Origin of the sequence: Parafrigoribacterium mesophilum (assembly GCF_039652555.1) — a bacterium.
Classification (GTDB): Bacteria; Actinomycetota; Actinomycetes; order Actinomycetales; family Microbacteriaceae; genus Parafrigoribacterium; species Parafrigoribacterium mesophilum.
Map to the genome: position 1 here is coordinate 18,176 of NZ_JBDJAF010000002.1, position 25,220 is coordinate 43,395.

The window sequence follows — 25,220 nt, forward strand, 5'->3', positions numbered from 1 at the left end:
GAGGACCACCGTGGCACAGGAAGTGCTCACTGACCTAAGCAAGGTCCGCAATATTGGCATCATGGCGCACATTGATGCAGGCAAGACCACCACGACCGAGCGCATCCTTTACTACACCGGCGTCAACCACAAGATCGGTGAGACCCACGACGGCGCCTCGACGACTGACTGGATGGAGCAGGAGCAGGAGCGCGGCATCACCATCACCTCCGCCGCGGTGACCTGTTTCTGGAACAAGAACCAGATCAACATCATTGACACCCCCGGTCACGTCGACTTCACCGTCGAGGTGGAGCGTTCGCTGCGCGTGCTCGACGGTGCCGTTGCCGTGTTCGACGGCAAGGAGGGTGTGGAGCCCCAGTCCGAGACCGTATGGCGGCAGGCCGACAAGTACAACGTGCCGCGCATCTGCTTCGTCAACAAGATGGACAAGCTGGGCGCCGACTTCTTCTACACGGTCGACACCATCGTCAAGCGCCTCGGCGCCAAGCCGCTGGTCATCCAGCTGCCCATCGGCGCCGAGAGCAACTTCGAGGGCGTCGTCGACCTGGTCGAGATGCGGGCACTCACCTGGCGTGGAGACGCCAAGGGTGACGTCCAAATGGGCGCGCACTACGAGACCGAGCCGATCCCGGACGACCTCAAAGACAAGGCGGATGAGTACCACAAGCTGCTCCTCGAAACCGTCGCCGAGACCGACGACGTGTTGCTGGAGAAGTACTTCTCCGGCGAAGAGCTCACCATCGCCGAAGTCAAGGGCGCGATCCGCAAGCTCACCGTGGCCAGCGAGATCTACCCGGTGATGTGCGGCTCCGCGTTCAAGAACCGGGGCGTTCAGCCGATGCTGGATGCTGTCATCGACTACCTGCCGAGCCCGCTCGACGTGCCCGCCATCGAGGGCGCCGACCCGCGCGACGAAGAAAAGGTCATCCTGCGCCACCCGGATGCGAAGGAGCCGTTCGCGGCGCTCGCGTTCAAGGTGGCGGTGCATCCGTTCTTCGGCCGGCTCACCTACATCCGCGTCTACTCTGGGCACCTCGACAGCGGCGGCCAGGTGGCCAACTCCACCAAGGGCAAGAAGGAGCGCATCGGGAAGATCTTCCAGATGTACGCCAACAAGGAGAACCCGGTCCCGTCGGTGACCGCCGGCCACATTTACGCGGTCATCGGCCTCAAGGACACCACCACCGGTGACACGTTGTGTGACCCGGCGAACCAGGTGGTGCTGGAGTCGATGACCTTCCCGGAACCGGTGATCGAGGTCGCCATCGAGCCGAAGACCAAGGCCGACCAGGAGAAGCTCGGCGTGGCCATCCAGAAGCTCGCCGAGGAAGACCCCACGTTCCGCACCGAGCAGAACCAGGACACCGGCCAGACCATCATCAAGGGTATGGGCGAGCTGCACCTGGACATCCTGGTCGACCGGATGCGCCGCGAATTCAACGTCGAGGCGAACGTCGGCAAGCCCCAGGTGGCGTACCGCGAGACGATCCGTAGGATTGTCGAGAAGTTGGACTACACCCACAAGAAGCAGACCGGTGGATCCGGGCAGTTCGCCAAGGTGCAGATCTCACTCGAGCCGCTGGAGATCACGGCGGAGAAGACGTACGAGTTCGTGAACAAGGTCACTGGTGGCCGCGTTCCGCGCGAGTACATCCCCGCGGTGGATGCCGGAATGCACGATGCCATGCAGGTCGGCGTTCTCGCCGGCTACCCCATGGTGGGCGTGAAGGCGATTTTGCTCGATGGCGCGTCCCACGACGTCGACTCCTCGGAGATGGCGTTCAAGATCGCCGGTTCGATGGCGTTCAAGGAGGCGGCCCGCAAGGCGCAGCCTGTGTTGCTTGAGCCGTTGATGGCCGTGGAGGTGCGCACCCCTGAGGAATACATGGGTGACGTCATCGGCGACCTGAACTCGCGGCGTGGCCAGATCCAGTCGATGGAGGACGCCACCGGAGTGAAGGTCATCCGGGCCAATGTTCCACTGTCGGAGATGTTCGGGTATGTTGGCGACCTGAGGTCCAAGACCTCTGGCCGCGCGGTGTACACGATGTCGTTCGACAGCTACTCCGAGGTGCCGCGTGCGGTGGCCGAGGAGATCATCCAGAAAAACAAGGGCGAATAACGCGTCCTGCGCGTCCTAGTAACATATTCACTACCCCATTCGTAGAGCAGCGGTCGAAATCCGTCGATCGTCACGCTTCTACACATAAGTCCTGAGGAGGACCCATTGGCGAAGGCAAAGTTCGAGCGGACTAAGCCGCACGTCAACATCGGTACCATTGGTCACGTCGACCACGGTAAGACCACGTTGACGGCTGCAATTACCAAGGTGCTGCATGACAAGTACCCCACCCTGAACACTGCTTCGGCGTTCGATCAGATCGACAACTCGCCCGAAGAGAAGCAGCGCGGCATCACGATCAACATCTCGCACGTCGAGTACCAGACCGAGAAGCGCCACTACGCGCACGTCGACGCTCCAGGCCACGCCGACTACATCAAGAACATGATCACCGGTGCCGCGCAGATGGACGGCGCGATCCTCGTGGTCGCCGCCACCGACGGCCCGATGCCGCAGACGCGTGAGCACGTGCTGCTCGCCCGCCAGGTTGGCGTGCCGTACATCGTCGTCGCTCTGAACAAGACCGACATGGTGGACGACGAGGAAATCCTCGAGCTCGTCGAGCTGGAGGTGCGTGAGCTGCTCTCCAGCCAGGAGTTCGACGGCGACAACGCGCCGATCGTGCGCGTATCAGCACTCAAGGCCCTCGAGGGTGACGAGAAGTGGGCAGCCACCGTCCTCGACCTCATGGACAAGGTTGACGAGTTCGTTCCCGAGCCCGTGCGTGACATCGAGAAGCCCTTCCTCATGCCCGTTGAAGACGTCTTCACGATCACTGGTCGCGGCACCGTCGTCACCGGTCGTGTCGAGCGCGGCATCCTGAAGCCGAACGACGAGGTTGAGATCGTCGGCATCAAGGACAAGTCGAGCAAGACCACCGTCACCGCGATCGAGATGTTCCGCAAGACCCTGGATGACGCGCGCGCCGGTGAGAACGTCGGCCTGCTGCTGCGTGGCACCAAGCGCGAAGAGGTCGAGCGTGGCCAGGTTGTCTGCAAGCCCGGATCGATCACTCCGCACACCGAGTTCGAGGCGAACGCCTACATCCTCTCCAAGAGCGAGGGTGGGCGTCACAACCCGTTCTACTCGAACTACCGTCCGCAGTTCTACTTCCGCACCACCGACGTCACCGGCGTCATCCAGCTGCCCGAGGGCACCGAGATGGTCATGCCCGGCGACACCACCGAGATGTCCGTCCAGCTGATCCAGCCGGTCGCCATGGAAGAGGGCCTGCGCTTCGCCATCCGTGAAGGTGGCCGCACCGTCGGCGCCGGCACGGTGACCAAGATCAACAAGTAGCACCAGTTCCACAGAAGGGCCGCACCCACCGGGTGTGGCCCTTCTGTCGTCCCCCCCCCCCCGCCACCGCTGCGCATTAGTTCCCGTTCCGGCTAGTTGCGTCCGTTGCGCGGGGCACAGATAGCCGGAACGGGAACAAAAGGCGCGGGCCGGTCTTCTCCTCCCCCAACGGGGCTGAGGCCGCTGTCCGCACAACAGGGCCGTCGCGCGCCCTCAGCACTGCCGGAATGCTCCACTCTCGAGGGCATGCTAGACATTCCTCGACAACCGAACGGACTGATCCTCGTCCACAGCCTTCGTGATGTGAACGTCGACGACCGCCAGCTCCGAGGCGCCCGGGCGCGTGGCGACTTGCACCGGATTCGCCGTGGTGCTTACGCCGGCGCGGAGCTGATGGCATCCGCCGACGACGATGAGCGCTATGACCTTCGGATCGCCGCCGTGCTGGGAACGCGGCGCTCCCCGGTCGTTGCGTCGCATCATTCCGCGGCTCGGCTGTGGAGATTTCCCATTGCGAATCAGTGGCCTCGGGAAGTACATGTCGCGGTGGATCTTGACTCGGCCAAACGCACGAAGAACGGCGTCATCGTGCACCGGCATTCGCTCATGGACGATGAGATCGTTGAGCACGAGGGCGTCTTAGTGACCAGCCGTTTGCGAACGCTCATCGACCTATCTCGGGTTGCGGCCTTCCGGGATGCCGTGGTGGCTTTGGATAACGCTCTGGCGTCGGATGTCGTGCCACTAATCAAGGAGGAACTGCTGGCGGCCCTGGAGGCCCAGGGAACAGCGCGCGGGGCCACCAGGGCGGGAAGGGCCATCGAGTTCGCCACGCCCTTAGCTGCCTCGCCGGGAGAATCTTTCAGTCGGGTGCTGATACACGAGCTTGGATTTCCTGCGCCAGAACTCCAGCATGAGTTTCGGAACCCCATGGGCGGTAGGCGGTTCGCCGACTTCTGGTGGGAATACTTGCGTCTCATTGGCGAGTTCGATGGCCAGGGCAAATATTTCGATCCGCGGTACACCCATGGTCGAACTCCTCAGCAAGTGATGTGGGATGAAAAGCAGCGCGAGAACGAACTCCGAGAACAGGACACCGGGTTAGTGCGGTGGGACTGGTCGCTTCTGCGTGCCCCCACGGCCTTCATCCGGCGGCTGGAAGCGGCGGGGCTGCGTCGTCGCTGAATGGGTGGACTGCAATTGTTGCCGTTCCGGCTGATTGTGCCCGTTGTGCCGGGAACACTTAGCCGGAACGGGAACAATTGCAGACGGGACGCGGCCCTGGGTCACGGGAGCCGGTCGGTACGGGCGACACGCCGAGCCGCGACACGCCCGGGTTGCAGCGAGGCCCGCGCTGTGTCAGACTGTTCCAGTTCAACATTCCGCCGCGTTCTTCGCGAGCGCGTGAGGATCACTGCCAGGCAGTGCATAGGTTTGCAGTTCAACCTAGGCCGCGGGTAGCAGAACTTGTACGACGGAGGGCGTAAGCCGACTCGGCGTACGCAGCTTAATCGACACTCAAGGCCCATGCGGAGACGTGTGTGTCTGAAACGGGCGACACGCCCGAGCGCGGGGGTCGGTGCGCTGCTGGTCACACAGCAGCGTTGAAACCAAAACAGTGGTGCTTTCAGCAGAAGTGCTCAGGCCGCGCGCGCATCCGTCACAGGATGCGGGCAGAACTACAAAATCAGCACTAAAGAGAGAGAGTCAGACATGGCGGGACAGAAGATCCGCATCCGGCTTAAGTCGTATGACCACGAGGTCATCGACAGCTCGGCACGGAAGATCGTCGACACGGTAACCCGTGCGGGCGCGACCGTTGTCGGCCCGGTGCCGCTTCCCACCGAGAAGAACGTGATCGTCGTGATCCGCTCTCCTCACAAGTACAAGGACAGCCGAGAGCACTTCGAGAAGCGCACCCACAAGCGTCTGATCGACATCATTGACCCGACGCCGAAGGCGGTCGACTCGCTCATGCGTCTCGACCTGCCGGCCGACGTCAACATCGAGATCAAGCTCTGAGCCGTTAGAGACGAGAAGGAAATCCATGTCTACTATTAGTGCCGCACAGAAGACCCGTAGAGGTCTACTGGGCACCAAGCTCGGTATGACCCAGGTGTGGGATGCGGCAGGCAAGCTCGTCCCGGTCACGGTCATCGAAGTCTCGCCGAACGTCGTCACCCAGGTGCGTACCCCCGAGATCGACGGATACAGCGCGATCCAGATCGCGTACGGCCAGATCGACCCACGCAAGTCCAACAAGCCAGCCACCGGCCACTTTGAGAAGGCCGGCGTCACGCCGCGCCGCCACCTCGCCGAAGTGCGCACCGCGGATGCCGACACCTACACCCTCGGCCAGGAACTGGCCGCCGACATCTTCGAGGCCGGCAGCAAGGTCGACGTGGTCGGCACCAGCAAGGGCAAGGGCTTCGCCGGTGTCATGAAGCGTCACAACTTCCAGGGCGTCTCCGCCTCGCACGGCGCGCACCGCAACCACCGCAAGCCCGGCTCCATCGGCGCATCCTCCACCCCCAGCCGCGTGTTCAAAGGCTGGCGCATGGCCGGTCGTATGGGCGGCGAGCGGGTCTCGGTGATGAACCTCACCGTGCACGCCGTCGACCTCGAGAAGAACCTCATCCTCGTCAAGGGCGCCGTCCCCGGCTCCAAGGGACAGATCGTCTTCGTCCGCAACGCAGTGAAGGGAGCGTAAGACATGGCATCCGCTACTACGCCCGATACGGCGCAGCTGAACGTGTCGCAGTTGAATGTGATCGACGCGAAGGGCAAGACCGTCGGCACCGTCGACCTGCCCGCCGACACGTTCGATGTGCCGACCAACGTTCCGCTGATCCACCAGGTGGTCGTCGCCCAGCGCGCCGCCGCCCGCCAGGGCACCGCGAACACGCTGCGCCGCGGCGAGGTCTCCGGCGCCGGCCGCAAGCCGTTCAAGCAGAAGGGCACCGGTCGCGCCCGTCAAGGCTCGATCCGCGCCCCCCAGATGACCGGCGGTGGCATCGTTCACGGACCGCACCCCCGCGACTACGCCCAGCGCACCCCCAAGAAGATGATCGCGGCCGCCCTGCGCGGAGCGCTCTCCGATCGGGCCCGCGGCGAACGCATCCACATCGTTGACTCGCTGTCGGTGGGGGATAAGCCATCGACCAAGGCCATCGTCGCGCTGCTGAACGACATCGCCACCAGCAAGCACGTTCTGATCGTGCTCGAGCGCGACGACGAGGTCAGTTACAAGAGCGTGCGCAACGTGCCGAGCGTGCACGTGTTGCCGTACGACCAACTCAACGCGTACGACGTGCTCGTCAGCGATGACATCGTGTTCACCAAGGGCGCGTTTGACGCGTTCGTCGCCGGACCGGTCAAGCAGGTCGACGCGGAGGCCGTTGAGTCGGCTGCACCGCGGTTCGCCAAGAAGCGCGTCTCGCCAGAGCGTGCCGCCGCCAATGATGAGGGGAAGGTCACAGCATGACCGCGACCAACAAGGACCCGCGCGACGTAATCTTGTCGCCGGTCGTCTCCGAGAAGAGCTACGGCCTGATCGACCAGGGCAAGTACACGTTCACCGTGGACCCGCGGGCGAACAAGACCGAGATCAAGCTCGCCATCGAGAAGATCTTCGGCGTGCAGGTCGCATCCATCAACACCCTGAACAAAAAGGGCAAGACGAGCCGCACCAAGTTCGGCACGGGTAAGCGCAAGGACGTCAAGCGCGCCATCGTGACGCTCAAGGCTGGTTCCATCGACATCTTCACGGCTGTCGGCTAGGGACAAGGACAAGGAACATGGCAATTCGCAAATACAAGCCGACGACCCCCGGTCGCCGCGGCTCATCGGTAGCCGACTTCGTGGAGATCACCCGGTCCACCCCGGAGAAGTCCCTGCTGCGTCCGCTGCCCAAGACCGGCGGTCGCAACAACGCCGGCCGCATCACGACCCGCCACATCGGCGGTGGGCACAAGCGCCAGTACCGGGTCATCGACTTCCGTCGCAATGACAAGGACGGCGTGGACGCCAAGGTCGCGCACATCGAGTACGACCCGAACCGCACGGCACGCATCGCGTTGCTGCACTTCGTCGACGGCAGCAAGCGCTACATCATCGCGCCGGAGAAGCTCAAGCAGGGCGACATCGTCGAATCCGGCGCCTCGGCCGACATCAAGCCGGGCAACAACCTGCCACTGAAGAACATCCCGGTCGGTACCGTGATTCACGCGATCGAGCTCAAGCCGGGCGGCGGCGCCAAGTTGGCCCGTTCCGCCGGTTCGTCGGTGCGGCTGGTCGCCAAGGACGGCCCGTACGCGCAGCTTCGCCTGCCATCCGGTGAGATCCGCAACGTGGACGCCCGCTGCCGCGCCACGATCGGCGAGGTCGGCAACGCCGAGCAGTCGAACATCAACTGGGGCAAGGCCGGACGGATGCGCTGGAAGGGCGTCCGCCCCACCGTCCGCGGTGTCGTCATGAACCCGGTCGACCACCCGCACGGTGGTGGTGAGGGCAAGACCTCCGGTGGACGTCACCCGGTCAGCCCGTGGGGTCAGAAAGAGGGCCGCACTCGTCACCCCAACAAAGAGAGCGACCAGCTCATCGTTCGCCGTCGCACCGTCGGCAAGAAGCGCAAGTAGGAGTTGTAAAAAAGGATGCCACGCAGTCTTAAGAAGGGCCCCTTCGTTGACGAGCACCTGCTTCGCAAGGTTGTCACCGCCAACGAGGCCAAGAGCAAGAACGTCATCAAGACCTGGTCGCGTCGCTCGATGATCATCCCGGCGATGCTGGGACACACCATCGCGGTGCACGACGGTCGCAAGCACATTCCGATTTTCATCACGGAGACCATGGTCGGTCACAAGCTCGGGGAATTCTCCCCGACGCGCACCTTCCGCGGTCACGAGAAGGACGACAAGAAGGGGCGTCGCCGCTAACGCGGCGGCGGAAGGAGGATTCAAATGGTGGAGTCGATCGCCCGCGTGCGTCACATCCGCGTCACCCCCATGAAGGCCCGTCGTGTCGTCAACATGATCCGCGGCAAGCAGGCACTGGAGGCGTTGGCCATCCTGAAGTTCGCTGCGCAGGATGCGAGCAACCCGGTCTACAAGCTGGTCGAGTCGGCCATCGCGAACGCCAGGGTCAAGGCCGACAATGCGAACACGTACCTCGACGAGCAAGATTTGTTCATCGCGTCCGCGTATGTCGACGAAGGCAAGACGCTCAAGCGGTTCCAGCCGCGGGCTCAGGGGCGCGCGTTCCAGATTTTGAAGCGCACCAGTCACATCACGGTGGTGCTGGCGACGCCGGACCACTTGGCGGCTGACGACGAGACCGAAGCGGCCCCGTCGAAACAGCGCAAGGCAACTGCGAAGGCAGGAAAGAAGTAATGGGCCAGAAAGTAAATCCGTACGGATTCCGTCTCGGGATCACCACAGACCATGTGTCTCGGTGGTTTTCGGACAGCACCAAGGTGGGCCAGCGGTACAGCGACTACGTGGCGGAGGATGTCAAAATCCGCAACCTGCTGAAGAGCTCGCTCGACCGTGCCGGCGTGGCGCGCATCGAGATCGAGCGCACCCGTGACCGGGTCCGCGTGGACATCCACACCGCCCGCCCGGGTATCGTGATCGGCCGCCGTGGTGCGGAGGCGGAGCGCATCCGCACCGACCTCGAGAAGCTCACCGCCAAGCAGATCCAACTCAACATCCTCGAGGTGAAGAACCCGGAAGCCGAGGCCCAGTTGGTCGCGCAGGGTATCGCCGAGCAGCTCTCCGCCCGCGTCGCATTCCGTCGCGCCATGCGGAAGGGTCTGCAGGGCGCCCAGCGCACCTCGAGCGTCAAGGGTGTTCGCATCCAGGTCTCCGGCCGCCTCGGCGGCGCAGAGATGAGCCGCAGCGAGTTCTATCGCGAGGGCCGCGTTCCGCTGCACACCCTGCGCGCGAACATCGACTACGGATTCTACGAAGCTCGCACCACGTTCGGACGCATCGGCGTGAAGGTGTGGATCTACAAGGGCGACATCACCAACAAGGAACTTGCCCGCGAGCAGGCCAGCGCTAAGTCGTCTCGGCCGGATCGCCGGGACGACCGTCGGGACGACCGTCCGCGCCGCGGATCGGCACCGGCGGTAGCGCCGGCCGCTGCGCCCAAGGCAGAGGCTGCTCCCGTGGCAGCAGTAGGAGCTGAAGGCTAATCATGTTGATTCCCCGCAAGGTCAAGCACCGTAAGCAGCACCACGCCGGCCGTAGTGGCCAGGCGACCGGTGGCACCACGATCAGCTTCGGCGAGTACGGCATCCAGGCGTTGACTCCGGCCTACCTGACGAACCGTCAGATCGAAGCCGCCCGTATCGCCATGACGCGTCACATCAAGCGAGGTGGAAAGGTGTGGATCAACGTCTACCCCGACCGCCCGATCACCAAGAAGCCCGCGGAAACCCGCATGGGCTCCGGCAAGGGTTCACCCGAGTGGTGGGTCGCCAACATCAAGCCGGGTCGCGTGCTCTTTGAGCTCGCCGGTGTCGATGAGACGGTGGCGCGCGAGGCGCTCACCCGTGCCATTCACAAGCTGCCCCTCAAGGCACGCATCATCAAGCGCGAGGAGGGCGACGCATAATGGCGATCGGATCCAAGGAACTCATGCCCGACGAGCTCGACTCCCTCGAGGACGAGCGCCTCGTTGACGAGCTGAAGAAGGCCAAGGAAGAGCTGTTCAACCTGCGCTTCCAGTCCGCAACCGGACAACTGGAGAGCCACGGACGCCTGCGCGCCGTCAAGCGCGACATAGCCCGGATTTACACGATCATCCGCGAACGCGAGCTGGGCATCCGTGCCACGCCCGTTCCGGTCGAGGTACCGGTGAAGGCCGAAAAGAAATCGAAGAAGGCCAAGGCCGATGAGACGGTCGCCGAGGCTCCCGAAGGGGAGTCCGTGACCGAGGAGAAGAAGTAATGGCAGAGAAGAAGACCGCAGAGGCCGGGGTGTCGACGGTCTCGATAGGCTCGACCACCGGTACGACCACCGGTGCTGCAGGGGCCGGGGTCTCGACCACCGACCGCGGACACCGCAAGACGCGCCGCGGCTACGTCACCAGCGACAAGATGGAGAAGACCGTCGTCGTGGAGGTAGAGGACCGCGTCAAGCACCCCCTGTACGGCAAGGTCATCCGCCGCACCTCCAAGGTGAAGGTGCACGACGAGACCAACTCCGCCGGCGTGGGTGACCTCGTGGTGATCAGCGAAACCCGTCCGCTCAGCGCCTCGAAGCGCTGGCGTCTTGTGCAGATTCTAGAGAAGGCGAAGTAACCAATGCTTCAACAGGAATCCCGAGTCAAGGTCGCCGACAACACCGGCGCCAAAGAGCTCCTCACCATTCGCGTGATGGGTGGCTCCGGCCGTCGCTACGCCGGCTTGGGCGACGTCATCGTCGCCACAGTCAAGGATGCGATCCCGGGCGGAAACGTGAAGAAGGGCGAGGTCGTCAAGGCCGTCATCGTCCGTACCAAGAAGGAGACCCGTCGTGCCGACGGCTCCTATATCAAGTTCGACGAGAACGCGGCAGTGCTGCTGAAGGCGGATGGCGACCCTCGGGGCACCCGCATCTTCGGGCCGGTCGGTCGCGAGCTTCGTGACAAGAAGTTCATGAAGATCATCTCGTTGGCACCGGAGGTTATCTAAGTCATGGCGAACATCAAGAAGGGTGACCTCGTTCAGGTCATCAGCGGACCCACGCCGGCCCGCGGCGGAGACCGCGGCAAGCAAGGCCGTGTGATCGAGGTGCTCGACGACAAGGACCGTGTCATCGTCGAGGGCATCAACTTCGTCACGAAGCATTCCCGCGTTGGGCAGTCCCAGGGCGGCACCAAGACCGGCGGCATCGAAACCGTCGAGGCGTCGATTCACGTGTCGAACGTCGCCCTGGTCGACCCGGAAACCAAGAAACCCACCCGCGTGGGCTTCCGCGTGGAGAAGAACGAGGACGGCAGAAACGTTCGCGTGCGCTACGCCAAGAAGTCAGGTAAGGACCTGTAATGAGTGACACCACTACTGCTGCGGCGACGAAGATTCAGCCGCGCCTGAAGCAGAAGTACCGCACCGAGATCGCGGCGCAGTTGAAGAAGGACTTCGGGTTCACGAACGTGCACCAGGTGCCCGGGCTCGTGAAGATCGTGGTCAACACCGGTGTCGGCGAGGCTGCCCGCGACGGCAAGATCATGGATGGTGCGGTTCGGGACCTGGCCGCCATCACCGGTCAGAAGCCGCAGGTCACTTCTGCTCGCAAGTCGATCGCGCAGTTCAAGCTGCGCGAGGGCCAGCCGATCGGGGCCCACGTGACCCTGCGCGGAGACCGTGCCTGGGAGTTCCTGGACCGCCTGCTGTCCCTGGCGCTGCCACGCATCCGTGACTTCCGCGGGCTGTCCGATAGGCAGTTCGATGGCCACGGCAACTACACGTTCGGCCTCACCGAGCAGTCGGTGTTCCACGAGATCGACCAGGACAAGATCGACCGCGTGCGTGGTTTCGACATCACCGTCGTCACCACGGCCAAGACAGACGACGAGGGTCGCGCGCTGCTGAAGGCGCTCGGGTTCCCGTTCCGCACAGAAGAAGCCAAGTAACAGGCTCAATCACCGTAATGATCGGAAAGGTCGTCATCCGTGTAACGGATGCCGAAACCGTCTGAGATAAGGAAACAAACACATGACAATGACAGATCCGGTCGCAGACATGCTGACCAGACTGCGGAACGCGAATTCGGCGTACCACGACACCGTGTCGATGCCGCATAGCAAGCTGAAGTCCAACATCGCCGACATCCTGAAGGCGGAGGGCTACATCTCCGGGTGGAGCGTCGAGGACGCCAGGGTCGGCCAGACGCTCACCCTGAGCCTTAAGTTCGGCCCCAACCGGGAGCGCTCCATCGCGGGCATCAAGCGGGTATCAAAGCCGGGGCTGCGCGTTTATGCGAAGTCCACCGAGATCCCGCGGGTGCTCGGCGGACTCGGCGTCGCGATCCTGTCGACCTCCTCCGGCCTCCTCACGGACCGCCAGGCGTCACAGAAGGGCGTGGGTGGGGAAGTCCTCGCCTACGTGTGGTAATCAGCCATGTCACGAATCGGAAGACTTCCCATTGAGATTCCTTCGGGAGTCGACGTCACGGTGGACGGCAGCGCCGTCACCGTCAAGGGCCCCAAGGGCTCGCTCCAGCTTGCCGTGGCAAGCCCGATCGAGGTCAAACTTGAGGACGGCCACGTGCTGGTCACCCGCCCGGACGACGAGCGCGAGTCGCGCTCGCTGCACGGCCTGACCCGCACGCTGATCGCCAATCAGATCATCGGGGTCACCCAGGGCTACTCCAAGGGGCTTGAGATCGTCGGCACCGGTTACCGCGTGCAGGCGAAAGGCTCCTCGTTGGAGTTTGCGCTCGGTTTCTCCCACCCAGTGGTCGTGGATCCGCCGGAGGGTATTTCCTTCACGGTGGAGGGGAACACCAAGCTTGCCGTTCACGGCATCGACAAGCAGGCCGTCGGAGAAGTGGCCGCCAACATCCGCAAGATTCGCAAGCCGGAGCCCTATAAGGGCAAGGGCATCCGCTACGCAGGCGAGATCGTCCGCCGCAAGGCCGGAAAGAGTGGAAAGTAATCGTGGGACTAGGAACTAGAGGCAAGAGCAGGTCGGCCGCCAAGGGCCGCAGGCACGCACGGCTTCGCAAGAAGGTCGTCGGTACGGCGCTGCGTCCCCGCCTGGTGGTCACCAGGTCGGCACGCCACGTCTTCGTGCAGGTGGTCGATGACGCGAAGGGTTTCACCCTGGCGTCCGCATCGACCATGGAGACGGACTTGCGCAGCTTCGACGGCGACAAGACCGCCAAGGCACACAAGGTGGGCGAACTCGTCGCTCAGCGGGCCAAGGAGGCCGGTATCGATGCCGTTGTATTTGACCGTGGTGGAAGCCGCTATGCGGGTCGCGTCGCGGCCATCGCCGATGGCGCGCGAGAGGCGGGACTGAGCCTATGAGTGATGTAACGAACAAGGAGCAGGCAGTGACTTCAACCGAAGCCGAGCCGGCCGTCGCCCAGCCGGTCGAGACCGCTGCGTCGACGGAGCCAGCCAAGGAGCCTCGCGAGGCTCGCCGTGGCGGCCGCGAGCGCAATCCGAACCAGCAGCGCGGAAGCCGTGACTCCGACAAGAGCCAATTCCTCGAGCGAGTTGTCACCATCAACCGCGTCTCCAAGGTCGTCAAGGGTGGTCGTCGCTTCAGCTTCACCGCCCTGGTGATTGTCGGAGACGGGAACGGACTCGTCGGCGTCGGATACGGCAAGGCCCGCGAGGTGCCCACCGCGATCTCTAAGGGCGTAGAGGAAGCCAAGAAGAACTTCTTCCGCGTACCGCGCGTCGGCAAGACCATCCCGCATCCGGTGCAGGGTGAAGCCGCCGCCGGCGTTGTGCTGTTGCGCCCCGCTGCCGCTGGTACCGGTGTTATCGCCGGTGGCCCGGTGCGCGCGGTTCTGGAGTGTGCCGGGATCCATGACGTGCTGAGTAAGTCGCTCGGCTCGTCGAACACCATCAACATCGTGCACGCGACGGTGGATGCGCTCAAGCAGCTCGAAGAGCCTGCTGCCGTCGCCGCCCGCCGTGGCCTGCCGATAGAAGACGTCGTACCCGCCCAGATCCTGAGGATCCAGGCAGAGTCAGCGAAGGTAGGTGCCTGATGGCCGGCCGTTTGAAAGTAACCCAGATCAAGTCCAAGATCAGTGAGAAACAAGACCAACGCGATACGCTGCGCAGCCTCGGGCTGCACCGTATCGGCGACATGGTGGTGCGCGAGGACAACTCCCAGAACCGGGGCTATGTCCGTCACGTCGCACACCTGGTGAAAGTCGAGGAGATTGACTAATGGCTGACGAAGAAAAGCCGCGCCGTACTGAGCCTGCCGAAGTGAAGGCTAAAGCCTCGGCACCCAAGGCCGCTGCCACGAAGGCTGCTGCACCCAAGGCCGCCGCTGCCAAGGATGCCGCGCCAAAAGCCGCCGCCAAGTCCGACGCAACGAAGGACGCCGCCCCCAAGGCCGCTGCGAGCAAGACCGCTGCGAGCAAGACCGCCAAGGCTCCGGCCAAGGCCGCCACAACGCCGGCCGCCGACGTCGTGGCGCGCCCTCAGGTGCTCAAGATGCACCACCTGCGTCCCGCACCCGGTGCCAAGAAGGACCGCACCAGGGTCGGCCGTGGTGAAGGCTCCAAGGGCAAGACCGCCGGCCGCGGCACCAAGGGCACCAAAGCCCGGTACCAAATGCGTCCGGGCTTCGAAGCCGGGAACATCGGCTTCGTGATGCGGGCCCCGAAGCTGCGGGGGTTCAAGAACCCGTTCCGCGTCGAGTACCAGGTCGTGAATGTGGAGAAGCTCGCCGCGCTGTACCCCAATGGCGGCGACGTGACCACGGCCGACTTGGTCGCCAAGGGTGCCGTTCGGAAGAACGAGAAGGTCAAAGTTCTTGGGGACGGTGAGATAGCGGTTAAGCTGAACGTTGCAGTAGATAAGGTCTCTGGCGTAGCTTCGCAAAAGATCATCGCAGCGGGTGGCTCGGTAAACTAAGTCGCTCGGGGCGGCCCGTCAGGGCCGCCACGGCTCTACCAGCTAGCCAGGAGGCCTTGTGTTCAGTGCTATCGCGCGGATATTCCGCACGCCCGATCTTCGCAAGAAGATCGGCTTCACGATTGCGCTCATCGCCCTGTTCCGACTGGGGTCGTTCATTCCCACCCCGTTCGTGGACTACGCGAACGTGCAGAAGTGTCTCGCCGCGGGCTCCGGAACCACGGGGCTGTACGACCTGGTCAACCTGTTCAGCGGCGGCGCGCTGCTGCAACTGTCCGTCTTCGCGCTCGGCATCATGCCGTACATCACCGCGTCGATCATCGTGCAGTTGTTGCGCGTGGTCATCCCGCACTTCGACGACTTGTACAAGGAAGGGCAGGCCGGTCAGGCCACCCTCACCCAGTACACGCGGTACCTGACCATCGGCCTGGGCATCCTTCAGTCCACGACTTTGGTCACCGTCGCTCGAAGCGGTGCGTTGTTCCCGACCTCGACCGGAACGCCGGAGTGCAGCCAGCTGCTCACGAATGACCAGTGGTACGCGATCCTGCTCATGGTCATCACCATGACCGCAGGCAACGGCCTGATCATGTGGATGGGCGAGCTGATCACCGAGCGCGGTGTCGGCAACGGCATGTCGCTGCTGATCTTCATCTCGATCGCGGCAACCTTCCCGAGCGCCCTGTGGGGCATCGCGGTGGCCAAGAGCTTCGAGGTCTTCCTAATGGTGATCATCCTCGGCTTGGTCATCACCGGACTCGTGGTCTACGTCGAACAGTCGCAACGCCGCGTGCCGGTGCAATACGCCAAACGGATGGTCGGCCGACGAACATTCGGTGGCAACAACACCTACATCCCGATCAAGGTCAACATGGCCGGGGTCATCCCGATCATCTTCGCGTCGTCGCTGCTGTACCTGCCCGCGTTGATCGCGCAGTTCAACCAGCCGAAGGGCGGCGGGCTGCCAGCGCCATGGGTGATCTGGATCACCGACAACCTCCGCTCCGGCGACAGCGCGCTGTACATGCTGGTGTACTTCCTGCTCAACATCGGCTTCACATACTTCTACGTCGCCATCACGTTCAACCCAGAAGAAGTCGCCGACAACATGAAGAAGTACGGCGGATTCATTCCTGGCATCCGTGCCGGCCGGCCCACCGCCGAATACCTCGACTATGTGCTGTCCCGGATCACGCTGCCCGGTTCGCTGTACCTGGCGCTGGTCGCGCTGATCCCGTTGTTCGCCCTGTCCACGGTGGGGGCGAACCAGAACTTCCCGTTCGGCGGTGCGAGTCTGCTCATTATCGTCGGCGTGGGGTTGGAGACTGTGAAGCAAATCGACGCGCAACTGCAACAGCGGCACTACGAGGGTCTGCTCCGATGACGCACCTGTTGATCCTCGGTCCGCCCGGAGCGGGCAAGGGAACGCAATCGGCGCGCCTGGCTACGCTGTTCGGGATCCCCGCGATCGCGACCGGAGACATTTTCCGTTTGAACATCAAGAACGGTACCCCGCTCGGGCAGCAGGTGAAGAGCATTGTCGACGCCGGCGATTACGTGCCCGACTCGCTCACCAACGAGTTGGTGCGCACTCGACTGCTCGAAGCTGATGCCGCGGATGGTTTCCTCCTCGACGGATATCCCCGCACCATCGAGCAGGTCGGCTACCTCGACAGCACGCTGGCTGCACGCAAGCAAAGCCTCGACGCGGTGATCCGGCTCGAGGCGGATACCGAGGCCGTGGTCGCCCGGCTGCGCAAGCGCGCCGTCGAACAGGGCAGGGTGGACGACTCCGAAGAGGCCATCCGCCACCGTCAGGACGTGTTCCGCCGCGAGACGGCTCCGTTGGTGGAGGTCTACCGTCAGCGCGGCCTGCTGGTGGCAGTGGATGGGCTCGGCCAGATCGATTCGGTCACGCTGCGCATCGTGACCGCGCTGGCGCAGCGGGGGATCGTACCGCCGGCATCCGATGCTCAGCCTGCTGCTGCGGTCGGATAGGGCACCCTCGCAGTGCGTGTCCGTCCCAATATCTACAAATCGCCCGATGAAATGCGCCGGATGCTCCGGCCCGGCTTGGCCACTGCCGCGTCGTTGACCGCGGCGCGAGACGCCATTGCTCCAGGAGCCACGACCAGGGAACTCGACCTGCTCGCGGAAGCCGCGATCCGTTCGCGCGGTGGTGTGTCCAACTTCAAGAAGGAGCCCGGCTATCGCCACACGATTTGCGCCTCGATCAACGAGGACATCGTGCACGGCATCCCGGGCGAACGGGTCCTGGCCGCCGGCGATATCGTCTCGATCGACAGCGGCGCGGAAGTCGGCGGCTGGAACGGTGACGCGGCCATCACGGTCGTGCTGCCCGACCCGGAACGCCCCGACCGTATCGCGGAGTTGACCGAGTTGTCGGATGTGACCGAGCAGTCGCTGTGGTGCGGCATCGCCGCGCTGGCGTCCGCATCCCATCTCGGTGAGGTGGGCGCGGCGATCGAGGACTACATCGACAGCCGAGGCAGTTACGGCATTCTGGAGGACTACACCGGCCATGGCATCGGGCGTTCGATGCACGAAGAGCCGCCGGTGTTCAACTATCGCGTCCCGGACCGCGGCCCGCGGGTACGTCCCGGCCTGGTGGTGGCGATCGAACCGATGGTGACACTCGGCGGAATCGAGACGTTCGTGCGCCGAGACGGCTGGACGGTGGCCACCTCCGACGGCACGGCGTCCGCGCACTGGGAGCATTCCATCGCAGTGCACGACGACGGTATCTGGGTACTCACCGCCGAGGACGGCGGTGCGGCCGGTCTCGCTCCCTTTGGTGTGACCCCGGTCCCGCTGCCGCAGCCCTAATCCGTTCAGCCTTAATCCCTTCAGCCTTAACCCGTTTCAAGGAGATTTTGTCTAACCCCGGCCGGACCATCGGCATCCGGGACCCACGCGGACAGATTTTCCTTGAGATGGGACTAGGGATGCCGAGGCGCGGATGCGGATGCGGGGCGGGGGCGGATGCGGGGAGCCGAGCTGGAGTAAAGACCCGAAGACGACCACGGTCCCGATTGTTCGATTGGCGCATCCGCGTCTTTTACCATACGATTGATCCTTGGTGCCTGCAGTCGGCTTTGCCGTGCCCATCTCACCACAACCCATCCGCACGACCAGTATTTGTATTTTCTAGCGACAAGTGAGGCTATGGCCAAAAAAGACGGTGTCATCGAGATCGAGGGCGCAGTGGTCGAGGCTCTGCCCAACGCGATGTTTCGCGTTGAGCTCACCAACGGACACAGAGTGCTTGCCCATATCTCGGGCAAGATGCGTCAGCACTACATCCGCATCCTCCCCGAGGACCGCGTGATCGTGGAGTTGAGCCCTTACGACCTGACCCGCGGCCGGATCGTCTACCGCTACAAGTAACAAATGCTGGATAAGTAACGGCCTCGCCTCGGCTGAATCCGGGAACAGGCACGACGACAGCGAAGAGAGAAACAACATGAAGGTCAACCCCAGCGTCAAGAAGATCTGCGACAAGTGCAAGGTAATCCGTCGTAACGGTCGGGTCATGGTCATCTGCGAGAACCCGCGGCACAAGCAGCGCCAGGGCTAGGCGCCGCCCCTTCGAGTTCTTCGAGCCCTTCGAGACGGTCGCTAGAGCGACCTCCCCGGGGACCGGAAGTTACATAACTGAATAGAAGTACACGGCAAGATCGGATCCCGCACAGCGGGGGACACCTCGGGTGGAGGCCCGAGCACAGACCTTGTCCCACACCTCCACTGAAACAATCAGGAGAAAGCCACCATGGCTCGTCTAGCAGGCGTAGACATCCCACGCGACAAGCGTGTGGAAGTCGCACTGACCTACATTTACGGTGTCGGCCGCACGAGGGCGCTCAAGACCCTCGCCGACACGGCGATCAGCGGTGAGATTCGCGTCAAGGATCTCACCGACGATCAACTCATCGCCCTCCGCGACTACATTGAAGGCAACTTCAAGGTAGAAGGTGACCTCCGCCGCGAGGTCGCCGCCGACATCCGCCGCAAGGTCGAGATCGGCAGCTACCAGGGCATCCGCCATCGCCGCGGCCTGCCCGTTCACGGACAGCGCACCAAGACCAATGCGCGCACCCGCAAGGGACCGAAGCGCACCGTAGCCGGCAAGAAGAAGGCCGGCCGCAAGTAGCCGATTTCCGCCCAGATGACGATGTGCCAGCGCACGCGTTGATCCGGGCCGGAGCCATACAGGATTCAGGAGAAACAGATGGCAACACCCAAGTCGGCTACTCGCAAGCCGCGCCGCAAGGAAAAGAAGAATATCGCCGTGGGCCAGGCCCACATCAAGAGCACGTTCAACAACACCATCGTGTCGATCACCGACCCGACCGGTGCGGTCATCAGCTGGGCATCGTCCGGCGGAGTGGGCTTCAAGGGATCGCGCAAGTCGACCCCGTACGCCGCCCAGTTGGCCGCGGAGTCCGCCGCCCGCCAGGCGCAAGAGCACGGCATGAAGAAGGTGGATGTCTTCGTCAAGGGACCCGGCTCAGGCCGCGAGACCGCGATCCGCTCCCTGCAGGCCGCTGGCCTCGAGGTCGGCTCGATCAACGATGTGACACCGCAGGCGCACAACGGATGCCGTCCGCCGAAGCGCAGGCGCGTCTAATTCCTTGATTGAGCGGGTAGAGAGTCCATTCGGGTCTCGACCAGCTCGACCACCGGAGGGTCCGGATGCACGCTCGGCGCGGAGGATTTCGGCCGGGAGTATCTCGACAACTCGCCTAGCGGAAGTTCGATCAGCGGAAGCTCGATCACCGGAATACAAGTTCTTACATAACTCAATAAATACCGACCGGCCCGCCACCGGTCGGACCCCAAGTGTCATATAGCGGACACTTCGCCGAAAGGAAACAACAGTGCTCATCGCACAACGTCCCACCCTGGCCGAGGAGAATATCTCGGAGTTCCGTTCGCGGTTCGTCATTGAACCACTGGAGCCCGGCTTCGGGTACACCCTCGGAAACTCCCTTCGCCGGACCTTGCTCTCCTCCATCCCGGGCGCCGCCGTCACCAGCATCCGCATTGACGGTGTGCTGCACGAGTTCAGCACCGTCGCCGGGGTGAAGGAGGACGTCACCGAGATCATCCTCAACATCAAGGGTCTCGTCGTCTCCAGCGAACACGACGAGCCGATCACCGCTTACTTGCGCAAGCAGGGCGCGGGCCAGGTGACGGCAGCCGACATTTCGGCACCGGCCGGCGTCGAGATCCACAACCCCGAGTTGCTCATCGCGACCCTCAACGACAAAGCCAAGTTCGAACTCGAACTGACCATCGAGCGTGGCCGCGGCTACGTCTCCGGATCGCAGAACCGCAACGAGTTCAGCGAGGCCGGCCAGATTCCGGTCGACTCGATCTACTCTCCGGTGCTCAAGGTCACCTACCGCGTCGAGGCCACCCGCGCCGGTGAGCGCACCGACTTCGACCGCCTCGTGGTGGATGTCGAGACCAAGCCGGCGATCACCCCACGGGATGCCATCGCCTCCGCTGGACGCACGCTCACGGAACTGTTCGGTCTGGCTCGCGAGTTGAACACCGCAGCGGAAGGCATTGAAATCGGCCCGGCGCCGGTGGATGCCGTACTGTCCAGCGAGCTCAGCATGCCGATCGAGGATCTCGACCTGTCCGTGCGCAGCTACAACTGCCTCAAGCGTGAGGGCATCAACAGCGTGAGCGAATTGGTCGCGCTGTCCGAGACGCAGCTGATGAACATCCGCAACTTCGGTCAGAAGTCGGTGGACGAGGTCAAGGACAAGCTCGTCGAGCTCGGCCTGTCGCTGAAGGATGCTGTTCCCGGATTCGACGGAGCCCATTTCTACAGCGGCTACGAGGACGAGACCAACTAGCTTCCGCGCGGAGCTGTCCACCACCATTTGACGAGTACGGAGAAAACTGATCATGCCAACGCCAACCAAGGGTCCACGCCTGGGCGGCGGTCCGGCTCACGAGCGCCTGATGCTCGCGAACCTCGCTGCCGCGCTGTTCACCCATAAATCCATCAAGACGACCGAGACGAAGGCCAAGCGCCTGCGTCCGGTCGCCGAGCGCCTCATCACGTTCGCCAAGCGCGGCGACATGCACTCGCGTCGCCGGGTGCTGGCCACCATCGGCGACAAGACCGTCGTTCACGAGTTGTTCACGCAGATCGCGCCCCAGGTCGCGGAGCGGGAAGGCGGTTACACCCGCATCACCAAGCTCGGCTTCCGCAAGGGCGACAACGCGCCCATGGTGCAGATCGAGCTGGTGCTTGAGCCGCTGAGGTCCGCCCCGGCTGCCAAGGTGTCCACCAAGGCGCCGAAGGCGGCCAAGGAGCCGGTTGCCGAAGAGGCAACCGCCGAGCCCGCCGCAGAGGCAGCCGAGGACGTCACCGCCGAGGTGCCGGCCACCGAGGTTCCCGTCGAGGACACCGCCGAGCCCGCGGACGCCGCCGCCACCGAGGCGACATCCGACGCCGCCGACGTCGCAGTCGACAGCGCCGACGGTGCAGACACCGGCCGCAACCAGTAGCACAACCTCCGAAGGCCCCGTTCCACGTCGGAACGGGGCCTTCGCCGTGCAGCCGCGGCCACCGGCATCCGCTCGGCTGCGCCGGACACGATCGAGGGCGGATTGCAACACGCCGCATGAAACTGGCCAGAATCGCGGTGTGTCGCCCGGATCCCCGCGGTTGGGTACCGCCGCTAGACCGGGGCCGGCGCCAACCCGTACTCTTTCGGCGCCAGCACCGGTGGAAGCTCCGCGAGCCGCTGCAGCGCATCCCGCACCGCCGCCACGTAAATCAAGCCGCCGCGGGCGCCGGGGTGGATCTGGTCCCTGGCCAGTAGACCCAGATGCCCGGCGATCGCGTCCCGCCAATTCGCCAGTTCCACGTCCCGGTACTGTTGCGCGAAGCGGGTCAGCGCCTCGTTCACTCCGGCGGTCCAGCCCCGTGGCGCCTGCACGTTGACGACCACGATGTGCCGCGCCGGGGTGGCGATCGCGCGGATGCGGTCGAGCATCGCTTCGTCGATCGGACCGTTGGTGCCCAGCCCGAGCAGCACGGTGTCCCGCAGCAGTCCCTGGTCACGCAGCGCGGTCAACACCGCGGGCGCCTCGGCGAGTTGGCGGGAGACGACCGCGTCGATCTGGATGCCGGGGAACGCGCTTTGCAACTCCGGTGCGGAGGCGAGCATCACCGAGTCGCCGATCGCGGTGATCCTCGACCCCTCGGGCAGAGCGACCGGAGCTTTCTGCGTCGGAGACGGGCTGGGCTGGGGCGCGGTGATCGCGGCCTGACCCTGTTCGATCGTCACCTGCGCCTGGCTGACGCCCGGGTCGGCGGCGATGGCGGCTCCGGTACTGACGCCGCCGCCGACGACGAGCAGCGCGACCGCGCCCGCACCTGCGAGTTTCGATCTCGAGGCGCGCACTCCTGCGGCCATCGACCGGACCGCCCGCCGGAATCCACCGCGCCGGATCGGCTGCTCCACATACCGGTAGGACAACGCGGCGGCCACCACGGTGAGAACCAAGACGATGCCGCCCAGCGCCCAGCCCGGCGCACCGGACCGGGGCCAGGTCGCCAGCGCCGCAGCCAGCAGCACATACGCCGGCCAGTGCCACAGGTACAACCCGTACGACCGCTCGCCGATCCAGCGCATCGGTGCCACATCCAAAGCGCGGCCGAGGATCGAGCCAGGGACTACCGACCCGGCGATGGCCAGTGCACTGAGCACGGCGACCAGCGGGAGTCCACCACGATAGGCGAGTACCGAGTCGTCGGGCATGAGGGCGGCGACGACAAGCAGGCCGCCAACGGACAGCGCGCCGAGCACCTGCAGGGCCGCGCGCATCCGCGCCGACAGGCGTTCGAGCGCGAACGACCAGTCATGGTGCAGGATGGCGAGCACCGCACCCAGGGCCAGCCCGAAGCTGTGCGTGTCGGTGCCGAAGTACACCCTGGTGGCGTCGCCGCCGGGAAGGTAGACCAGTGCCATGGCCAGGCCGGAGCCGATCGCGCAGGCGGCGACGATGGCGACCCGGATGTGCCGGTTCGTCAGCAGCAGCGCTAGCACAGCCAGCGGCCAGAGCAGGTAGAACTGCTCTTCAACGGCCAGCGACCAGAGGTTGCGGAACAATTCGGGTGTGGTTTCGTCGAAGTAGCTGGTTCCGTCGGCGATGGCCAGCCAGTTGCTGCTGAAGCTGACGGCGCCCAGCACCTGCCTGCCCAGGCCGATGAGCACGTCGCCACCGACCGCCCAGGCGGCGCTGCCGCAGACCAGCAGCAACAACCCGAGCGCCGGGAGCAGTCGCCGGGCCCGCCGGCGCCAGAAATTGGCCAAGGCGATCCGGCCGGTCTTCGTTTTCTCGCGCAGCAGCAGCGCCGTGATCAGGAAGCCGCTGATGACGAAGAACACGTCGACGCCCAGGTAGCCACCCGGTACGAATCCGGGGCTGAGGTGGAACACCATGACCAGCACGACAGCGATGGCGCGCAGTCCGTCGAGTCCTGCGAAACGTGAGGCTCCGGATGCGGCGATCGGCGGAGCAGCGGGGGATTTCGTCATGGGTTCTTCTTCGATGCTTCCGGACCTCCGCCGTCAGGTCAACTTCGACCAGGGCTCGCACAATGCCCGCCGCCGTGGGTACCGCGATGCTGCGCCCCTAGACTCGTGGGGTGGACCTGCCGACAACGCGCATCCGATTGGATATCGCCTACGACGGCGGCGCGTTCAACGGTTGGGCGCGTCAACCGGCGCTGCGCACCGTGCAGGGCGAACTCGAGCAGCGGCTCGCCACGATCTTCCACCGGCATCCCCCGGCGCCCACTCTGACCGTCGCCGGCCGTACCGACGCCGGGGTGCACGCCCTCGGTCAGGTGGCGCACCTCGACCTCACCGAGGAGCAACTCTCCTCCCTCACCCGGCGCGGGCCCTCCGCAACCGCAGGCGCCACGGCGCTGGCAACCCGTCTCAACGGGATCGCCGGGCTCCACTCCGATGTGGTGATCACCGCGTCTGCGATCGCTCCGCCAGGCTTCGATGCCCGCTTCTCCGCCCTGTCCCGGAGCTATCGCTACCGGGTGGCGGCCGCGGCGGCCCCGCGAAATCCTCTCGAGCGCGGCTTCACCCTCTGGTATCCGCGCACCCTCGACGGCGAGCTGATGGACACCGCCGCCCGCTCGCTGACCGGGCTGCACGACTGGGCCGCGTACTGCAAGGCCCGCGACGGCGCCACGACCATCCGCACCCTGCAGCAGTTCTCCTGGGCGAGGCAGGGCGACGGGGTGCTGGTCGCCGATGTCACCGCGGATGCCTTTTGCCACGGCATGGTGCGCGCCCTGGTGGGGGCCTGCCTGGCCGTGGGGGAGGGCAAACTGGACGGCCGTGATCTCGTGGCGCTGCGCACCGAGGCGACGCGCACCAGCGCGTTCAAGGTGGCGCCGGCACGCGGCCTCACCCTCACCGAGGTGCGGTACCCGGATGCCGCGCAACTGCACATCCGGGCGCTGCAGACCCGCGCCCGCCGCGAACCGATCGGGTCGGCAGAGTGATCGGTTTGCACGGTGACCGCGCCATAGTCTAATGTTGATCCTTGGTGCCTGCGCTTGTTCAGCCGGACATCCGAACTTGAGCCCTCCACCGGTTGCGTTACCCACGTGAACGCACCACGGAGCGGGATTCACGAACACCTCATTTCGATCAGAGAGCAGCACTACTGTGACGCGCACCTATTCCCCCAAGCCCGACGACATCCAGCGTGACTGGTTGATCATCGACGCAACAGACGTCGTGCTCGGTCGGCTCGCCAGCCAGGCAGCCGTACTGCTGCGCGGCAAGCACAAGCCGACCTTCGCCCCCCACATGGACACCGGCGACTTCGTCATCATCATCAATGCCGAGAAGGTGGCCCTGACCGGCTCCAAGCTCGTCAAGAAGCTGGCTTACCGCCACTCGGGATACCCGGGCGGCTTGACCTCGAGCAACTACGCCGAGATGCTCGAGCGGCACCCCACCCGGGCCGTGGAGAAAGCCATCCGCGGGATGCTCCCGAAGAACTCGATCGGCCGCGGCCAGTTCGCCAAGCTGAAGGTGTACGCGGGGCCAGAGCACCCGCACGCCGCACAGCAGCCCAAAATCTTCACCATCAACCAGGTCGCGCAGTAGCGCCGACCGACCAGCTTAAG

At 64.4% G+C, this 25,220-nt stretch carries 36 protein-coding genes; 34 read left to right on the forward strand and 2 right to left on the reverse strand.

Features of this window, described 5'->3' with window-relative positions:
- Positions 1 to 10 precede the first annotated feature (10 nt).
- Positions 11 to 2,125 carry an elongation factor G gene (gene fusA, locus ABFX56_RS10135; RefSeq protein WP_346233209.1) on the forward strand — a complete coding sequence of 705 codons (2,115 nt, stop codon included), beginning with the start codon at positions 11 to 13 and terminating at the stop codon, positions 2,123 to 2,125.
- Between the two features lie 105 nt (positions 2,126 to 2,230).
- A complete protein-coding gene (gene tuf / locus ABFX56_RS10140; RefSeq protein WP_346233210.1) occupies positions 2,231 to 3,424 on the forward strand; it encodes an elongation factor Tu in 1,194 nt (397 codons plus the stop codon).
- 249 nt (positions 3,425 to 3,673) lie between these two features.
- Here the strand turns inward: tuf and ABFX56_RS10145 are convergent, their stop codons facing one another.
- On the reverse strand, positions 3,674 to 3,907 hold the full coding sequence (locus ABFX56_RS10145; protein WP_346233211.1) for a hypothetical protein: 234 nt from the start codon (positions 3,905 to 3,907) through the stop codon (positions 3,674 to 3,676).
- A gap of 63 nt (positions 3,908 to 3,970) precedes the next feature.
- Between ABFX56_RS10145 and ABFX56_RS10150 the strand changes: the two genes are divergently transcribed.
- The 30 genes from ABFX56_RS10150 to rplQ all read left to right on the forward strand — a co-directional run bounded on the left by ABFX56_RS10150 (position 3,971) and on the right by rplQ (position 21,562).
- On the forward strand, positions 3,971 to 4,609 hold the full coding sequence (locus ABFX56_RS10150; RefSeq protein ID WP_346233212.1) for a hypothetical protein: 639 nt from the start codon (positions 3,971 to 3,973) through the stop codon (positions 4,607 to 4,609).
- Between the two features lie 528 nt (positions 4,610 to 5,137).
- The gene (rpsJ, locus tag ABFX56_RS10155; protein ID WP_147783478.1) at positions 5,138 to 5,446 is read left to right on the forward strand and encodes a 30S ribosomal protein S10; all 309 of its coding nucleotides are present in this window, start codon (positions 5,138 to 5,140) and stop codon (positions 5,444 to 5,446) included.
- Positions 5,447 to 5,471: 25 nt separating this feature from the next.
- Positions 5,472 to 6,134 carry a 50S ribosomal protein L3 gene (gene rplC, locus ABFX56_RS10160; RefSeq protein WP_346233213.1) on the forward strand — a complete coding sequence of 221 codons (663 nt, stop codon included), beginning with the start codon at positions 5,472 to 5,474 and terminating at the stop codon, positions 6,132 to 6,134.
- Positions 6,135 to 6,137: 3 nt separating this feature from the next.
- Complete coding sequence (gene rplD, locus ABFX56_RS10165) at positions 6,138 to 6,908, forward strand: 50S ribosomal protein L4 (protein WP_346233214.1); 771 nt, start codon at positions 6,138 to 6,140, stop codon at positions 6,906 to 6,908.
- Positions 6,905 to 7,204 carry a 50S ribosomal protein L23 gene (gene rplW, locus ABFX56_RS10170; protein ID WP_346233215.1) on the forward strand — a complete coding sequence of 100 codons (300 nt, stop codon included), beginning with the start codon at positions 6,905 to 6,907 and terminating at the stop codon, positions 7,202 to 7,204. The genes rplD and rplW overlap by 4 nt, the downstream gene beginning before the upstream one ends.
- 17 nt (positions 7,205 to 7,221) lie before the next feature.
- Positions 7,222 to 8,061, forward strand: coding sequence for a 50S ribosomal protein L2 (rplB, locus tag ABFX56_RS10175; protein ID WP_346233216.1), 840 nt, complete (start codon positions 7,222 to 7,224; stop codon positions 8,059 to 8,061).
- Positions 8,062 to 8,076: 15 nt separating this feature from the next.
- The gene (gene rpsS / locus ABFX56_RS10180; protein ID WP_346233217.1) at positions 8,077 to 8,358 is read left to right on the forward strand and encodes a 30S ribosomal protein S19; all 282 of its coding nucleotides are present in this window, start codon (positions 8,077 to 8,079) and stop codon (positions 8,356 to 8,358) included.
- A gap of 24 nt (positions 8,359 to 8,382) precedes the next feature.
- A complete protein-coding gene (rplV, locus tag ABFX56_RS10185; RefSeq protein WP_346233218.1) occupies positions 8,383 to 8,811 on the forward strand; it encodes a 50S ribosomal protein L22 in 429 nt (142 codons plus the stop codon).
- Complete coding sequence (gene rpsC / locus ABFX56_RS10190) at positions 8,811 to 9,617, forward strand: 30S ribosomal protein S3 (RefSeq protein ID WP_346233219.1); 807 nt, start codon at positions 8,811 to 8,813, stop codon at positions 9,615 to 9,617. Before rplV ends, rpsC begins: the two co-directional genes overlap by 1 nt.
- A gap of 2 nt (positions 9,618 to 9,619) precedes the next feature.
- Entirely contained in the window at positions 9,620 to 10,039 is a 420-nt protein-coding gene (gene rplP, locus ABFX56_RS10195; RefSeq protein WP_346233220.1) for a 50S ribosomal protein L16, read from the forward strand.
- Positions 10,039 to 10,374 (forward strand): 50S ribosomal protein L29, encoded by a 336-nt coding sequence (rpmC, locus tag ABFX56_RS10200; RefSeq protein WP_346233221.1) that lies wholly within the window; start codon positions 10,039 to 10,041, stop codon positions 10,372 to 10,374. Before rplP ends, rpmC begins: the two co-directional genes overlap by 1 nt.
- The gene (rpsQ, locus tag ABFX56_RS10205; protein WP_346233222.1) at positions 10,374 to 10,727 is read left to right on the forward strand and encodes a 30S ribosomal protein S17; all 354 of its coding nucleotides are present in this window, start codon (positions 10,374 to 10,376) and stop codon (positions 10,725 to 10,727) included. Before rpmC ends, rpsQ begins: the two co-directional genes overlap by 1 nt.
- Positions 10,728 to 10,730: 3 nt before the next feature.
- Positions 10,731 to 11,099 carry a 50S ribosomal protein L14 gene (gene rplN, locus ABFX56_RS10210; RefSeq protein ID WP_346233223.1) on the forward strand — a complete coding sequence of 123 codons (369 nt, stop codon included), beginning with the start codon at positions 10,731 to 10,733 and terminating at the stop codon, positions 11,097 to 11,099.
- A 3-nt stretch (positions 11,100 to 11,102) separates the two neighbouring features.
- On the forward strand, positions 11,103 to 11,453 hold the full coding sequence (gene rplX / locus ABFX56_RS10215; protein WP_346233224.1) for a 50S ribosomal protein L24: 351 nt from the start codon (positions 11,103 to 11,105) through the stop codon (positions 11,451 to 11,453).
- Positions 11,453 to 12,040 carry a 50S ribosomal protein L5 gene (gene rplE, locus ABFX56_RS10220; RefSeq protein WP_346233225.1) on the forward strand — a complete coding sequence of 196 codons (588 nt, stop codon included), beginning with the start codon at positions 11,453 to 11,455 and terminating at the stop codon, positions 12,038 to 12,040. The genes rplX and rplE overlap by 1 nt, the downstream gene beginning before the upstream one ends.
- Before the next feature lie 82 nt (positions 12,041 to 12,122).
- Positions 12,123 to 12,521 carry a 30S ribosomal protein S8 gene (gene rpsH, locus ABFX56_RS10225; protein WP_346233226.1) on the forward strand — a complete coding sequence of 133 codons (399 nt, stop codon included), beginning with the start codon at positions 12,123 to 12,125 and terminating at the stop codon, positions 12,519 to 12,521.
- A gap of 6 nt (positions 12,522 to 12,527) precedes the next feature.
- Positions 12,528 to 13,064, forward strand: a complete 537-nt coding sequence (gene rplF / locus ABFX56_RS10230) for a 50S ribosomal protein L6 (protein ID WP_346233227.1) — start codon at positions 12,528 to 12,530, stop codon at positions 13,062 to 13,064.
- Positions 13,065 to 13,066: 2 nt separating this feature from the next.
- Positions 13,067 to 13,438 carry a 50S ribosomal protein L18 gene (gene rplR, locus ABFX56_RS10235; RefSeq protein WP_346233228.1) on the forward strand — a complete coding sequence of 124 codons (372 nt, stop codon included), beginning with the start codon at positions 13,067 to 13,069 and terminating at the stop codon, positions 13,436 to 13,438.
- Positions 13,435 to 14,133 carry a 30S ribosomal protein S5 gene (gene rpsE / locus ABFX56_RS10240; protein ID WP_346233229.1) on the forward strand — a complete coding sequence of 233 codons (699 nt, stop codon included), beginning with the start codon at positions 13,435 to 13,437 and terminating at the stop codon, positions 14,131 to 14,133. Before rplR ends, rpsE begins: the two co-directional genes overlap by 4 nt.
- On the forward strand, positions 14,133 to 14,318 hold the full coding sequence (gene rpmD, locus ABFX56_RS10245) for a 50S ribosomal protein L30 (RefSeq protein ID WP_346233230.1): 186 nt from the start codon (positions 14,133 to 14,135) through the stop codon (positions 14,316 to 14,318). Before rpsE ends, rpmD begins: the two co-directional genes overlap by 1 nt.
- Positions 14,318 to 15,013, forward strand: coding sequence for a 50S ribosomal protein L15 (gene rplO, locus ABFX56_RS10250; protein ID WP_346233231.1), 696 nt, complete (start codon positions 14,318 to 14,320; stop codon positions 15,011 to 15,013). Before rpmD ends, rplO begins: the two co-directional genes overlap by 1 nt.
- 58 nt (positions 15,014 to 15,071) lie before the next feature.
- Positions 15,072 to 16,397, forward strand: coding sequence for a preprotein translocase subunit SecY (gene secY, locus ABFX56_RS10255; protein WP_346233232.1), 1,326 nt, complete (start codon positions 15,072 to 15,074; stop codon positions 16,395 to 16,397).
- Positions 16,394 to 17,011 (forward strand): adenylate kinase, encoded by a 618-nt coding sequence (locus ABFX56_RS10260; RefSeq protein ID WP_346233233.1) that lies wholly within the window; start codon positions 16,394 to 16,396, stop codon positions 17,009 to 17,011. Before secY ends, ABFX56_RS10260 begins: the two co-directional genes overlap by 4 nt.
- A 12-nt stretch (positions 17,012 to 17,023) precedes the next feature.
- Entirely contained in the window at positions 17,024 to 17,860 is an 837-nt protein-coding gene (gene map / locus ABFX56_RS10265; protein WP_346233234.1) for a type I methionyl aminopeptidase, read from the forward strand.
- Positions 17,861 to 18,199: 339 nt separating this feature from the next.
- Positions 18,200 to 18,421: a translation initiation factor IF-1 gene (gene infA / locus ABFX56_RS10270; protein WP_055811571.1), complete on the forward strand. Its 222-nt coding sequence runs from the start codon at positions 18,200 to 18,202 to the stop codon at positions 18,419 to 18,421.
- A gap of 76 nt (positions 18,422 to 18,497) precedes the next feature.
- A complete protein-coding gene (gene rpmJ, locus ABFX56_RS10275) occupies positions 18,498 to 18,611 on the forward strand; it encodes a 50S ribosomal protein L36 (protein WP_011186712.1) in 114 nt (37 codons plus the stop codon).
- A gap of 192 nt (positions 18,612 to 18,803) precedes the next feature.
- On the forward strand, positions 18,804 to 19,184 hold the full coding sequence (gene rpsM / locus ABFX56_RS10280) for a 30S ribosomal protein S13 (RefSeq protein WP_346233235.1): 381 nt from the start codon (positions 18,804 to 18,806) through the stop codon (positions 19,182 to 19,184).
- 78 nt (positions 19,185 to 19,262) lie between these two features.
- A complete protein-coding gene (rpsK, locus tag ABFX56_RS10285) occupies positions 19,263 to 19,661 on the forward strand; it encodes a 30S ribosomal protein S11 (protein WP_346233236.1) in 399 nt (132 codons plus the stop codon).
- A 250-nt stretch (positions 19,662 to 19,911) separates the two neighbouring features.
- The gene (locus ABFX56_RS10290; protein ID WP_346233237.1) at positions 19,912 to 20,901 is read left to right on the forward strand and encodes a DNA-directed RNA polymerase subunit alpha; all 990 of its coding nucleotides are present in this window, start codon (positions 19,912 to 19,914) and stop codon (positions 20,899 to 20,901) included.
- Between the two features lie 52 nt (positions 20,902 to 20,953).
- Positions 20,954 to 21,562 carry a 50S ribosomal protein L17 gene (gene rplQ, locus ABFX56_RS10295; protein WP_346233238.1) on the forward strand — a complete coding sequence of 203 codons (609 nt, stop codon included), beginning with the start codon at positions 20,954 to 20,956 and terminating at the stop codon, positions 21,560 to 21,562.
- 173 nt (positions 21,563 to 21,735) lie between these two features.
- Here the strand turns inward: rplQ and ABFX56_RS10300 are convergent, their stop codons facing one another.
- Positions 21,736 to 23,601 (reverse strand): acyltransferase family protein, encoded by a 1,866-nt coding sequence (locus ABFX56_RS10300; RefSeq protein ID WP_346233239.1) that lies wholly within the window; start codon positions 23,599 to 23,601, stop codon positions 21,736 to 21,738.
- A gap of 110 nt (positions 23,602 to 23,711) precedes the next feature.
- Here ABFX56_RS10300 and truA point away from each other — a divergent pair, with 110 nt between their 5' ends.
- Positions 23,712 to 24,587 (forward strand): tRNA pseudouridine(38-40) synthase TruA, encoded by an 876-nt coding sequence (truA, locus tag ABFX56_RS10305; protein WP_346233240.1) that lies wholly within the window; start codon positions 23,712 to 23,714, stop codon positions 24,585 to 24,587.
- Positions 24,588 to 24,753: 166 nt separating this feature from the next.
- Entirely contained in the window at positions 24,754 to 25,200 is a 447-nt protein-coding gene (gene rplM, locus ABFX56_RS10310; protein ID WP_346233241.1) for a 50S ribosomal protein L13, read from the forward strand.
- Positions 25,201 to 25,220: the final 20 nt, after the last annotated feature.

Excerpts from the sequence above, each read along its gene's own strand:
- rplD (WP_346233214.1), top strand. The coding sequence starts at position 6,138 with ATGGCATCCGCTACTACGCCCGATACGGCGCAGCTGAACGTGTCGCAG.
- rplO (WP_346233231.1), top strand. The coding sequence starts at position 14,318 with ATGGCTGACGAAGAAAAGCCGCGCCGTACTGAGCCTGCCGAAGTGAAG.
- rplC (WP_346233213.1), top strand. The coding sequence starts at position 5,472 with ATGTCTACTATTAGTGCCGCACAGAAGACCCGTAGAGGTCTACTGGGC.
- rplB (WP_346233216.1), top strand. The coding sequence starts at position 7,222 with ATGGCAATTCGCAAATACAAGCCGACGACCCCCGGTCGCCGCGGCTCA.
- rpsM (WP_346233235.1), top strand. The coding sequence starts at position 18,804 with ATGGCTCGTCTAGCAGGCGTAGACATCCCACGCGACAAGCGTGTGGAA.
- rplX (WP_346233224.1), top strand. The coding sequence starts at position 11,103 with ATGGCGAACATCAAGAAGGGTGACCTCGTTCAGGTCATCAGCGGACCC.
- rplP (WP_346233220.1), top strand. The coding sequence starts at position 9,620 with ATGTTGATTCCCCGCAAGGTCAAGCACCGTAAGCAGCACCACGCCGGC.
- rpmC (WP_346233221.1), top strand. The coding sequence starts at position 10,039 with ATGGCGATCGGATCCAAGGAACTCATGCCCGACGAGCTCGACTCCCTC.
- rplV (WP_346233218.1), top strand. The coding sequence starts at position 8,383 with ATGGTGGAGTCGATCGCCCGCGTGCGTCACATCCGCGTCACCCCCATG.
- ABFX56_RS10300 (WP_346233239.1), bottom strand. The coding sequence starts at position 23,601 with ATGACGAAATCCCCCGCTGCTCCGCCGATCGCCGCATCCGGAGCCTCA.
- rpsE (WP_346233229.1), top strand. The coding sequence starts at position 13,435 with ATGAGTGATGTAACGAACAAGGAGCAGGCAGTGACTTCAACCGAAGCC.
- rpsJ (WP_147783478.1), top strand. The coding sequence starts at position 5,138 with ATGGCGGGACAGAAGATCCGCATCCGGCTTAAGTCGTATGACCACGAG.
- rplE (WP_346233225.1), top strand. The coding sequence starts at position 11,453 with ATGAGTGACACCACTACTGCTGCGGCGACGAAGATTCAGCCGCGCCTG.
- rpsK (WP_346233236.1), top strand. The coding sequence starts at position 19,263 with ATGGCAACACCCAAGTCGGCTACTCGCAAGCCGCGCCGCAAGGAAAAG.
- ABFX56_RS10260 (WP_346233233.1), top strand. The coding sequence starts at position 16,394 with ATGACGCACCTGTTGATCCTCGGTCCGCCCGGAGCGGGCAAGGGAACG.
- rplW (WP_346233215.1), top strand. The coding sequence starts at position 6,905 with ATGACCGCGACCAACAAGGACCCGCGCGACGTAATCTTGTCGCCGGTC.
- rpmD (WP_346233230.1), top strand. The coding sequence starts at position 14,133 with ATGGCCGGCCGTTTGAAAGTAACCCAGATCAAGTCCAAGATCAGTGAG.
- rplF (WP_346233227.1), top strand. The coding sequence starts at position 12,528 with ATGTCACGAATCGGAAGACTTCCCATTGAGATTCCTTCGGGAGTCGAC.
- rpsS (WP_346233217.1), top strand. The coding sequence starts at position 8,077 with ATGCCACGCAGTCTTAAGAAGGGCCCCTTCGTTGACGAGCACCTGCTT.
- rpsC (WP_346233219.1), top strand. The coding sequence starts at position 8,811 with ATGGGCCAGAAAGTAAATCCGTACGGATTCCGTCTCGGGATCACCACA.
- rpsQ (WP_346233222.1), top strand. The coding sequence starts at position 10,374 with ATGGCAGAGAAGAAGACCGCAGAGGCCGGGGTGTCGACGGTCTCGATA.
- rpsH (WP_346233226.1), top strand. The coding sequence starts at position 12,123 with ATGACAATGACAGATCCGGTCGCAGACATGCTGACCAGACTGCGGAAC.
- infA (WP_055811571.1), top strand. The coding sequence starts at position 18,200 with ATGGCCAAAAAAGACGGTGTCATCGAGATCGAGGGCGCAGTGGTCGAG.
- rpmJ (WP_011186712.1), top strand. The coding sequence starts at position 18,498 with ATGAAGGTCAACCCCAGCGTCAAGAAGATCTGCGACAAGTGCAAGGTA.
- rplN (WP_346233223.1), top strand. The coding sequence starts at position 10,731 with ATGCTTCAACAGGAATCCCGAGTCAAGGTCGCCGACAACACCGGCGCC.
- rplQ (WP_346233238.1), top strand. The coding sequence starts at position 20,954 with ATGCCAACGCCAACCAAGGGTCCACGCCTGGGCGGCGGTCCGGCTCAC.
- ABFX56_RS10145 (WP_346233211.1), bottom strand. The coding sequence starts at position 3,907 with ATGATGCGACGCAACGACCGGGGAGCGCCGCGTTCCCAGCACGGCGGC.